The sequence below is a fragment of the Pseudomonas sp. Pseusp3 genome, from assembly GCF_047304225.1.
Taxonomy (GTDB): Bacteria; Pseudomonadota; Gammaproteobacteria; order Pseudomonadales; family Pseudomonadaceae; genus Aquipseudomonas; species Aquipseudomonas fluorescens_CD.
This window is the reverse complement of sequence record NZ_JBGLYV010000074.1, coordinates 19086-28783: the sequence shown is the minus strand read 5'-3', so window position 1 is coordinate 28783 and position 9698 is coordinate 19086. Positions and strand designations below refer to the sequence as shown.

Sequence of the window (9698 nt, the reverse complement as noted above, 5' to 3'; positions counted from 1 at the left end):
CCCTGTAGGAGCGAGCTTGCTCGCGAAGGTCGTCAACGATTACGAGGGGCTACTGGCTAATCGTGGTGCTCTTGAGTTCTTCGCGAGCAAGCTCGCTCCTACAGGTAAAGGTAAAGGTACAGGTACAGGTACAGGTACAGGTACAGGTACAGGTACAGGTACAGGTCAGGGGCCTTCACTCCGGTAGGCCGGCCAGCCGCAGTCCATCGGCGAAACGGGCGAAGTCTTCAGGCCGTTGAATGGGCAGCCAGTCCTTGAGGGTGCACAGGCGCAAAGAGGGATCCAGCGCTTGCAGGCGTTGCATCGCCCACTTCGCTTTGTCCATTCGTCCGCCGAGTGCATGACTGGCCGCTACCAGCGTCGCCGCGGGCAGCAGGCTGGGCAGGTTGCCCAGTGCCTTTTCCGCCCAGTCTGCAGCGACATCGAAGTGCCCGGCGAAGAAATGCGCAAGCGCCATCCCGACCTGCATCCTGAACATCTCCGGATCCAGCGGGCTCAAGCGCACGGCATGGTTCAAATGCTCGATGGCGGCGTCTGTTTCACCGTGCAGCGCTCGCAGGATACCGCCCAGAAACCAGGCGGGGGCGAGGTTGGGATTGAGCAGGCGCGCCCTGTCGAGCAGGGCAATGCCGCTGTCGATTTCACCGGCGAGATGGCTCAGGGCATGTCCGCCGCGCGTCAGTGCAACCGCATCATCCCGGCCGAGGGCCACCGCCAGACGCGCCAGCCGTATGCCCTCGGCGATTTCTGCAGGCCGGTCGATCATCCAGCCATTGATCTTGCGCCAGAAGTGGCACCAGGCGGCCATGCCATAGGCCGAGGCAAATTCCGCATCGAGTTCTATAGCCTTGTAGAACATCGGCAGCGCCTGCTCGATGGCTTCCCGACCGCCGCTGTGCAGTTTTGCCGTGCCGCGCAGGTAATAGTCGTAGGCGTCCAGGCTTTCCGTCGGCTTGCGCTTGGCGCGTTCGATTTCCGCCCGTTCCAGTTGTGGCGCGATCGCGCCGACGACGCTTTCGGTGATCTGGTCCTGCAGCTCGAAGATATCGTCGAGCGTGCCTTCGAAGCGCTCCGCCCAGATGTGCGTCCCGCTGGTCGCGTCGATCAGTTGCCCGGTCATGCGCACCTTGTTCCCGCACTTGCGCACGCTGCCTTCGAGCACGTAGCGAACGCCCAGCTCCTGGCCGACACCCTGGGCGTCCACCGACCGGCCCTTGTAGGTGAAGCTCGAATTGCGCGCGATGACGAACAGCCAGCGAATACGCGACAGGGCAGCGATGATGTCCTCCACGACGCCATCGGCGAAATATTCCTGCTCCGGATCGCCGCTCAGGTTCTGGAAGGGCAGGACAGTGATCGAGGGTTTTTCCGGCAGGACGAGCGTAGGGGAGGGGATTTGTTCCGGGGCGGCGGTCGAGCGCTCATCGATATCAGGCTGTTTCGCTTCCCCGGTCATGTCGACCTGGACCCGGCCAACGAAGCGGTAGCCCTTGCGGGCGACGGTGCGCAGCAGGCGCTGCTCCTCACCGGTATCGCCAATGGCCTTGCGCACCGCATTGATGTGGCTGGTGATCGTTGACTCCGAAACGATCCGGCCGCCCCACACCGCCTTGAGCAATTCGTCCTTGCCAAGGACGCAATCGGGATTGTTGACGAACAGCAGCAACAGGTCGAAGACCTGCGGTCCGACGGCCACGACCTGCCCGCGCAAGGTCAGCTCCCGGCGTTTTTGATCGAGTACGTAGTCTTCAAAAGCGAATTGCAAATCGAGCATCCCCTGGCGAAGCGCCCTCAACGCCGTGTCCCGGGCGGCTGGCGGCTGTTAACTGTGACGGATGATACGGCAGCTCGACACCCGCTGCACCGTCCGCGCCAGAGGGGTGGGACGAACAGCCTCTGCCTTGGACGTATTTCAAGGCTTTCTCCAAGGCAAATCCAAGCCCGGCACAAGGACTTCCCTCCTGCACGCAGGCACTCTCCTACACACCAACGCAATGGTTGCGTTCGACAAGTGGAGAGAGAAAACCATGAAGATCGTCGTCATCGGAGGCTCCGGCCTCATCGGATCGAAACTTGTGAACACCCTGCGCGAGCGCGGCCATGACGCACTCGCCGCCAGCCCCAGCACGGGCGTGAACAGCATCACCCGCGAAGGCCTGGCCGAAGCGATGGATGGCGCTGATGTGGTGGTCGACGTGGCGAACGCGCCGTCGTGGGAGGACCAGGCCGTTCTCGATTTCTTTGAAACGTCGAGCCGTAACCTGCTGGCCGCCGAAGCCGCTGCCGGGGTTCGTCATCATGTTGCCCTGTCGATTGTCGGCAGCGAACGGCTTCCCGATACCGGCTATTTCCGGGCCAAGGTCGCGCAGGAAGCCCTTATCAAGGCGTCCGGCATGCCTTACACCATTCTGCGTGCCACGCAGTTCTCCGAGTTTGCCGGCGGCATTGTCCAGTCGTTCGCCGTTGGCGAGGAAATTCATGCTTCGCCGGCGCTGATCCAGCCGATCGCCTCCGACGACGTGGTAGCGGCGCTGGCCGATGTCGTGCTGGCAGCAGCGGTCAATGGCACGGTTGAAGTCGGCGGCCCGGAAACCATGCCGATCGACGAACTGGCCAGGCGTTATCTGAAAGCGACCCAGGATAGCCGCAAGGTCGTGCCGGACGTGCATGCGCGCTACTTCGGGGCCGTACTCAATGACCAATCGCTGGTCACCGGCAAGAACGCACGTCTGGGGGCGATTCGCTTCGACGACTGGCTGGCCCGGTCGACAGCGCAGTAACGGATCGCACTCTTACATTTCCCACGAATCCAGGAGAAATCCCATGGTTACCCGATTGCTGATGGCCGCCGTCTTCGCAGTGCTCTCGATCAGCGCCGCCTCGGCCGCCGAGCCGCCCCCCGGCAAGGTGACGGTGGTGTTCGACCGTCCCATTCCCAACATCCCCGGCAAGAGCATGAGGGGCGTGGTCGTCGAGTATGGGCCGGGTGCCGCGTCGCCGGGCCACACCCATCCGAAAACGGCCTTCATCTATGCAACGGTGCTGGAGGGTTCGTTTCGCATCCAGGTCAAAGGCCAGCCGGAAAAGATCTACAAGACCGGCGAAAACTTCGTAGAGGAACCGGGCTCCGTGCACCTGGTCAGCGCCAACGCCAGCGACACTCAACCTGCACGCCTGTTGGCGGTGTTCGTCCTCGACACCGACGAAAAGGTACTCGTGACACCGATCAAACAGTGAGCCGATCAACGCGCTCATGAGGGCTCGACAGCCGGGCGGCAGACCACTGCCGCCCTGTGGCTGCTGGAGTTCCAGGTACTGCACAGGAAATGAAAAAATGAACGCGCTCCAGGACAACGCGGCCATTGCCGCCAGCACCAGCACCCCGGGCGGCGTGGTACCACGTAGCCGGCGCAAGACCATCGGCGTGTTGCTGTGCGTCAGTGCCCTGGTGGTCGTGGCGGCCTGGGGGGCGCTGGCGTTTTCAAGTGGCGTGACCTCGACCGACAACGCCTATGTCCGCGGGGACGTCACCTCGCTGGCCGCCAAGGTCGCCGGCTATGTCACGGCGCTGGAGGTCGAGGACAACCAGACCGTGCACGCCGGTGATGTGCTGTTTCGGATCGATGACCGCGACTATCGCGCCAGACTCGCGCAAGCCGAGGCCAATGTCAGCGCCGCCCAGGCGCGCCTGACCCATGTCGATGCGCAAATCCAGCTTCAGCATGCGCTGATCCGGCAGGCCGAAGCGCAAAGACGCTCGGCCTCCGCCGACATGAACCTGGCGACCAAGACCCACGACCGCAGTCGCAAGTTGATCGTCAGCAACGCGGTCAGCCAGGCCCTGGTCGATGAAACCGGCACGGCGCAATCCAGAGCCGCCGCCTCGGTATCGGCCGCTTCGGCAACGGTCGAGGCGCAACAGCAAAACATCGCGGTGTTGGTGGCCGAGAGAGGGGCGGCCGTAGCGGCTGTAAGCCAGGCAGAGGCCGCGCGCGATCTCGCCCGGATCGATCTCGAGCACACCGTGGTGCATGCGCCGGTGGACGGCGTGGTCGGCAACCGTCAGGTCCGCCTCGGCCGCTTCGTCACGCCGGGCGTATCCCTGCTCGATATCGTGCCGGTCAAGGATGTGTGGGTCGTGGCGAACTTCAAGGAAACCCAGCTCGAACAGATTCGCCCCGGCCAGCACGTGCGCGTCACGGTCGATGGCTACCCCAATGCGGCACTCAATGGCGTGGTCGACAGCTTTGCACCGGGCAGTGGCTCGGCGTTCAGCCTGCTGCCGCCCGACAACGCCACCGGGAACTTTGTACGGGTCGTGCAGCGCGTTCCGGTGAAGATCCGCCTGGCTGACAACCCGCTGCCGGGGCGCATCGTGCCGGGGCTGTCGGCGCGGGTAGAGGTATCGCAAGGGGCCGGGTCATGAGCAACGCCAGGCCGTCGACCGGCATCCTGCTCATCGCGGGCATCGTGCTGGCGGCATTGACGGAAGCGATCGCCAGCACCGTGCTGGCTCTCGGCCGCAGCGACATCATCGGCGACACCTATGCCACGCCCGACGAGTTCGCCTGGCTGGATGTCGGCTACATCGCACTCAAGCTGATCGGGTTCATGATCGCTCCTTGGCTGATGCAGCGATTTTCTGCGCGCAATGTGATCATCGGCGCCACCCTGGCCATGGGCCTGACGTGCGGTGTGGCTGCCATCACCGCTCGGCTGGAGTTGCTGATCACACTGCGCATCCTGCAAGGCTTCGCTGGCGGTGCGCTGCTGGTGGCGGGCCAGGCGATCATCTTTCGTGGCTATCCACGCGCGCTTCAGCCAATCCTGCAAGCCCTGTTCGCCATGGCGGCGGTGGTCGCGTCGGCGACCCTCGCGCCAGCCCTGCAAGGGTGGTTGATCGATAGCCAGTCCTGGACCTGGATCTTCTTCAGCGTGGTGCCGCTGGCCCTGGCGGCGACCGGCCTCTTGCTAATCGCTGACCACCCTGTGCCTGCCCGGGGCCGGCAACGTTCGTTCGACTGGCTCGGGTTCTCGCTGCTCTCTGTAGCCCTGTTCTGTTTCACCTACGTGCTCAGCCAGGGCAGTCGCTGGGACTGGTTCGAGGAGCCGCGCATCCTGATGCTGACGGTGATCGGTAGCGCCGCGCTGCTGGTCTTTCTCGGCCAACAGGTGTTGGCCAACGGCCAGGGGCTGCTCGACTTCAGCCTGTTCAGATCAAGCGATTTTACCTTTGCTTTTTGCGTCAGTTTCGTTGCCGGTGCCGCGCTGTTCGGCAGCGCCTACCTGATCCCGGCGTTCGCCCTGTCGGTACTCGCCTTCACACCGACCGATGCCGGCTTGCTGCTGTTGCCCAGTGGCGGTTTTTTTGTCGGTTCGCTGCTCATCGCCGCCTATCTGTTCAAGGTACGCCGCGTGCCGCCGGTGGCGACCGTGCCCTTGGGCATCCTGCTGATCATGGCAGCGATGTGGATGCTGTCCGGCTCCACCAGCGAAAGCGGCAGCGACGACATGATGGCGGCCATCCTGTTGCGCGGCCTGGGGCTTGGCTTCCTGTTTCTGTCGATCACGCTGATTGCCTTCAGTCACCTCAACAGCCGCAACCTGGCCAGCGGCATCGGCCTGTTCAATACAGGGCGTCAGTTGGGGGGCCTGATGGGGGTCGCCGGGCTACAGACCTTGATCGACCATCAGGTGGTCAGCAATGGCGTGGTCCTGGGCGCCAACGTCACCCCGGGAGGGCACGCGCTCATCGAACGGCTGATGACCACAACCACGATGCTGGCAGGGAAGGGCATGGATCAGGTGGCCGCTGGCCGGGCAGCCACGAGCCTGCTGGGCAAAGCGGTGTCAGGTCAGGCCACGGTGATTGCCTTCGATACGGCATTCTTCGCCGTGGCCCTGCTGTTCGTCTTTGCCGCGCCCATCCTGGTCGGCATCAAGATCGGTCTCTCGCGATACGCGAAAGTGCATGAGCTACGGACGAATTGATAACCCGCACGAAAAAGCCCGGCTGTTGAGGCCGGGCTTTTCGTTGAGTCCTGCGGTAAAGCACTGCATTCAGACAGCGCGGCTTTCGATCAGGCGATCCGAACCGCCTTCGGCAACGCGGTTTTGCAGCAGTTTGTCAGAGCCGCCTTCAGCGACGCGGTTCTGCAGCAGTTTGTCGGAGCCGCCTTCGGCGACACGGTTTTGCAGCAGTTTGTCGGAACCACCTTCGGCGACGCGGTTTTGCAGGAGCTTGTCGGAGCCGCCTTCAGCGACGCGGTTCTGCAGCAGTTTGTCGGAGCCACCTTCGGCTACGCGGTTTTGCAGCAGTTTGTCGGAACCGCCTTCGGCCACACGTTTTTCCAACAGGCGATCCGAACCACCTTCAGCCACACGATTCTCGATCAAACGATCGGAACCACCCTCGGCGACACGGCTTTCAATCAGACGATCCGAGCCGCCTTCAGCGACCACAGGTTGAGCAGAGGTAGCGGCGAAAGCGTTAACTGCGAAAACCGAGAAAGCGATGCTGAGGAGGGTTTGGCGTTTCATGATGGTGTGCTCCGGGGTGCTTATGGGTTGGTATGGAGCAGATGTTACGCCGGAGATTTTTTAAGAGAACTTCATTGAATCAATGGTGACTATCGACGCAGTCAATGGATCGCAGATCCCTGTGGGAGCGGGCTTGCTCGCGAAGAGGCCGGCACATTCAGTATCGTTAGCGACTGACACGCCGCCTTCGCGAGCAAGTCGGATCGCCGCACCGCCGCTCCCACAGGTTTTCATGTGTCTGACAACGGGGCTCAAGCCTCACTAATCTGGCTCACACTGGTGATCTGCCCATTCCAGACCATCTCGTAATGCGCCGTCTGCACAATCGACGAAACCGGTCGCGGTGTCATCAGCGCCCAGCAATGACTGCCCGGCATCCGCACCGAGTGATATCGCAGACCGGGACAACCGGCGTCCCGCACCGACCGCCCCAGGACTCGGGAATGGCTGTAGTCGTCCGGCGCATACACCGGATCGCTTATCGGCAGGGCCGCAGCGTCCTTCATCCCGCCATCGCCAAACGCACACGCCAACCCGCGAAACACAAAGCGCTCATAGTTCAGGCTCGGCACCTTCGACCAATACAGGGCCTGGTGATGCCGTACTTCGGCCAATGCCGCTTCCATCGAATCCGCCAGGTACAACACACCAAAACTGCCGTCACTGAAACGCGAGCCCGCCGGATTCACATGGGTAAACGGCGCGATGGCGTAAGAGCAACCCGCAATCCCGAACGGAATCTCGCTGCGCGCAATCAACTCAAGCTGACCTACTTCATTCTTCAACCGCGGATTGGTCAGCGCCTGAATCTCGAACAACACTTCAAATTCATCCGCGTCCGCCACGTCATCAAACAACGCAATGGGCGGAAACTTCGAATTGACCAGGCGATAAGCCTGCAACGACTGGCCGGCAAACACCGTCAGCTCACTCGCCATCACCATTGCGCCCCCCGCAACATGTCGATGCGGCGGAAGGTTTCATACAGCGAAATCATGTCGCCCTGGGCCATGATCTCCAGCGGCGAACGCCCGTTGAAAAACTCGTTGTCGTTGGCCATCGAGGCAAAGCCATACACGTTGTCCGGGTTGTCGAACACCAGCCGCAACGTCGCATGAATGTTCAGCACAAAGCTGATGCGCTGCATCTGGTCCGCATCCAGCGCCACCGCCCAATCCGGGTCACGCTGACGGGCGCGGGTGTAAGTGCTGCGGGAAATGCGCAGGATGCGACAGGCCTGATCGCCGGTGGCCTTCCACTTTTCCAGAATGCTCACCGCGGCACGCAGGCCGGTGACGCACTGGTTTTTTGTGAAGGATTGGGCTTGGATGGGGACGGCCATGTTTGTGTGCTCTATCTGAATCTGTAGATTCAAATGTAGTTTTATTGAATCTGTAGAGCAATATTGCCGCGACCAGTGGACTTTCGCACCTAAACAAACGGACGCCCCCTTAAGCGCCCGTTTTTGTTGATAGCTCACCTCAATACATCATTGATCCAATGCCTGCGTTACCGCTTGCCCGGTCACCGCCGTTTTCCCATGGGGAATGAAGGCGGCACTGCCATTTTCTGTTGAATGGAACAACCGGGCGCCGTTGTTGGGCTTGGTGGTGATCAACTGATGGTCGGCCGTCAGATAATCCAGCGGCAATTGATGGATGTCCTTGTACTGCTCCACGATGATCGTGCGGTCCGGATTCCAGGTCTCGCCACTTTTCTTTTCCAGCCACGCCATCAGCGCAGCGCTGCCGCCGGTTTGTGGAATGTCCGAATCCGGGAGCACGTAGTAGAACGGCGAGCCGTGATTTTGCAGGTACATGGGCAGCTTGTTGTCGACATCCACCAGCACCATGCGCCATTCGTTCCATGGCGCCGTCTTGATCGCTTCGGCGCGCACATCCTGGGTGAACTGCATGACTCCGCCGCCACCGCCATTGGTCCAGGGGTAGACAACGCCAAGGATCAACAACAAGAACCCGGCTGCCCCGGCAATGCCTTTCGTCCAGCCGGGGCCGCTGACTTTGCCGGCCGCCTGACGTGCGGCCATGCGCCGAGTGACCCACCAGGCCGCCAGCAATTGCGCAAACGGCACCAGCGGCAACACGTAATAGCTGCGCCGGCTGCCGCTGGCGGTGAAGAACAGGAACAGCAGGCCGAGGCCCAGGATCAGCCAGCGAACGTTGGCTTCGGTGTGCTTCCAGCCTCGCACTGCCAGCCACAGGCCGAGCATCCAGCAGGGCGCCCAGGGCAGGGTATAGACCGGCAGATACAGCAGATAGGTATAGATCGGGCCAATGTTGTCGAAGGGCTTGAAGAATCGAACCACGTTCTCCTGAAACACCAGGCCCAGTCCACTTGGTCCAAAAGTCGGCGTGCCATAACGTTGCGACAACATGAACGGCAGCATGTAGACCACGCCGCCCACCAGCATCGCCAGGAACAGACGTGGATTGAGATGGTTTTTCCAGCGTCCCTCGCCAAGCAGATGCGGCAACAGCATCAGCCCCGGCAGGATGAACCCGATCAAGCCCTTGAACAGCGAGGTCAGTGCCAGCATCAGGAAAAACACACAGTATCGACTCAGGCGCGTGTCATCCGGGCCGCGCCAATACCACCACACTGCCGCCAGCACACCGCAAACCGTCAGCACGTCTGCCGTGGCGACCCGCGCCCAGAACACGAAAAAGAAGGTCGTCGCCAGAAACCAGCCGGCAATCAAACCGGTGCCTTTGCCATAGAGCCGTTCACCGATCAGGTAGACCAGCCAGACACTCAACCACGCCGACAGAACCGAAGGCAGGCGTAGCGACCAGTGCCCGAGGCCACCCATCAGATGGGCAGTGGCGGTAATCAACCAATAGGACGGAAGCGGCTTGTCGTAATAGGGCATGCCCTTGAGGTAAGGGTCGAAATAATCGCCTGTCTGCAACATCTGCAACGCGATATTCGCCCAGCGCGTTTCCGCCCCCCAAAGCTCCCTTGCGCCCAATCCGAACAGCAATAGAAGCGCAGATACGCCAAGCAAGAGGATCAGCGCACCCTGGTCACTTTTCACAAACCGGACTAACGAATTTTTCATCACTGTTTCGCACGTTGCGCTCACCGTGGCGACGGAGAAGCGGCTGGAGCAACAAGGCTATCGGGCGAAATGTGATGGG

The 9698-nt window shown here is 61.6% G+C and carries 9 protein-coding genes and 1 pseudogene; 5 read left to right on the top strand and 5 right to left on the bottom strand.

The annotated features are described in order from the left end of the window. Positions 1 to 187 (top strand): annotated as a pseudogene (locus ACCD00_RS22085) (hypothetical protein); the annotation flags it as partial. Here the strand turns inward: ACCD00_RS22085 and ACCD00_RS22080 are convergent. Beyond that, on the bottom strand, positions 176 to 1765 hold the full coding sequence (locus ACCD00_RS22080; RefSeq protein ID WP_413427532.1) for a winged helix-turn-helix domain-containing tetratricopeptide repeat protein: 1590 nt from the start codon (positions 1763 to 1765) through the stop codon (positions 176 to 178). The pseudogene ACCD00_RS22085 and the gene ACCD00_RS22080 sit on opposite strands and share 12 nt — an antisense overlap. A gap of 262 nt (positions 1766 to 2027) precedes the next feature. Here ACCD00_RS22080 and ACCD00_RS22075 point away from each other — a divergent pair, with 262 nt between their 5' ends. The 4 genes from ACCD00_RS22075 to ACCD00_RS22060 all read left to right on the top strand — a co-directional run bounded on the left by ACCD00_RS22075 (position 2028) and on the right by ACCD00_RS22060 (position 5991). Further along, complete coding sequence (locus ACCD00_RS22075) at positions 2028 to 2780, top strand: SDR family oxidoreductase (RefSeq protein WP_413427531.1); 753 nt, start codon at positions 2028 to 2030, stop codon at positions 2778 to 2780. A gap of 43 nt (positions 2781 to 2823) precedes the next feature. Further along, positions 2824 to 3237 carry a cupin domain-containing protein gene (locus tag ACCD00_RS22070; protein WP_413427530.1) on the top strand — a complete coding sequence of 138 codons (414 nt, stop codon included), beginning with the start codon at positions 2824 to 2826 and terminating at the stop codon, positions 3235 to 3237. A 97-nt stretch (positions 3238 to 3334) separates the two neighbouring features. After that, positions 3335 to 4426, top strand: coding sequence for an HlyD family secretion protein (locus ACCD00_RS22065; protein ID WP_413427529.1), 1092 nt, complete (start codon positions 3335 to 3337; stop codon positions 4424 to 4426). Then, positions 4423 to 5991, top strand: coding sequence for a DHA2 family efflux MFS transporter permease subunit (locus tag ACCD00_RS22060; protein WP_413427528.1), 1569 nt, complete (start codon positions 4423 to 4425; stop codon positions 5989 to 5991). The genes ACCD00_RS22065 and ACCD00_RS22060 overlap by 4 nt, the downstream gene beginning before the upstream one ends. A gap of 69 nt (positions 5992 to 6060) precedes the next feature. Here the strand turns inward: ACCD00_RS22060 and ACCD00_RS22055 are convergent, their stop codons facing one another. From ACCD00_RS22055 to ACCD00_RS22040, 4 genes are all read right to left on the bottom strand, one after another. After that, entirely contained in the window at positions 6061 to 6540 is a 480-nt protein-coding gene (locus ACCD00_RS22055) for a hypothetical protein (RefSeq protein ID WP_008021706.1), read from the bottom strand. Positions 6541 to 6791: 251 nt separating this feature from the next. Continuing rightward, complete coding sequence (locus ACCD00_RS22050; protein ID WP_413427527.1) at positions 6792 to 7484, bottom strand: RES family NAD+ phosphorylase; 693 nt, start codon at positions 7482 to 7484, stop codon at positions 6792 to 6794. Continuing rightward, on the bottom strand, positions 7478 to 7882 hold the full coding sequence (locus ACCD00_RS22045) for an antitoxin Xre-like helix-turn-helix domain-containing protein (protein WP_057399936.1): 405 nt from the start codon (positions 7880 to 7882) through the stop codon (positions 7478 to 7480). Before ACCD00_RS22045 ends, ACCD00_RS22050 begins: the two co-directional genes overlap by 7 nt. Before the next feature lie 147 nt (positions 7883 to 8029). Beyond that, positions 8030 to 9619, bottom strand: coding sequence for an ArnT family glycosyltransferase (locus ACCD00_RS22040; RefSeq protein WP_413427526.1), 1590 nt, complete (start codon positions 9617 to 9619; stop codon positions 8030 to 8032). Positions 9620 to 9698: the final 79 nt, after the last annotated feature.

Bases quoted from the DNA above. Each gene is read 5' to 3' on its own strand.
- ACCD00_RS22075 (WP_413427531.1), top strand. From the start codon at position 2,028: ATGAAGATCGTCGTCATCGGAGGCTCCGGCCTCATCGGATCGAAACTT.
- ACCD00_RS22070 (WP_413427530.1), top strand. From the start codon at position 2,824: ATGGTTACCCGATTGCTGATGGCCGCCGTCTTCGCAGTGCTCTCGATC.
- ACCD00_RS22065 (WP_413427529.1), top strand. From the start codon at position 3,335: ATGAACGCGCTCCAGGACAACGCGGCCATTGCCGCCAGCACCAGCACC.
- ACCD00_RS22060 (WP_413427528.1), top strand. From the start codon at position 4,423: ATGAGCAACGCCAGGCCGTCGACCGGCATCCTGCTCATCGCGGGCATC.
- ACCD00_RS22055 (WP_008021706.1), bottom strand. From the start codon at position 6,540: ATGAAACGCCAAACCCTCCTCAGCATCGCTTTCTCGGTTTTCGCAGTT.
- ACCD00_RS22050 (WP_413427527.1), bottom strand. From the start codon at position 7,484: ATGGTGATGGCGAGTGAGCTGACGGTGTTTGCCGGCCAGTCGTTGCAG.
- ACCD00_RS22045 (WP_057399936.1), bottom strand. From the start codon at position 7,882: ATGGCCGTCCCCATCCAAGCCCAATCCTTCACAAAAAACCAGTGCGTC.
- ACCD00_RS22040 (WP_413427526.1), bottom strand. From the start codon at position 9,619: ATGAAAAATTCGTTAGTCCGGTTTGTGAAAAGTGACCAGGGTGCGCTG.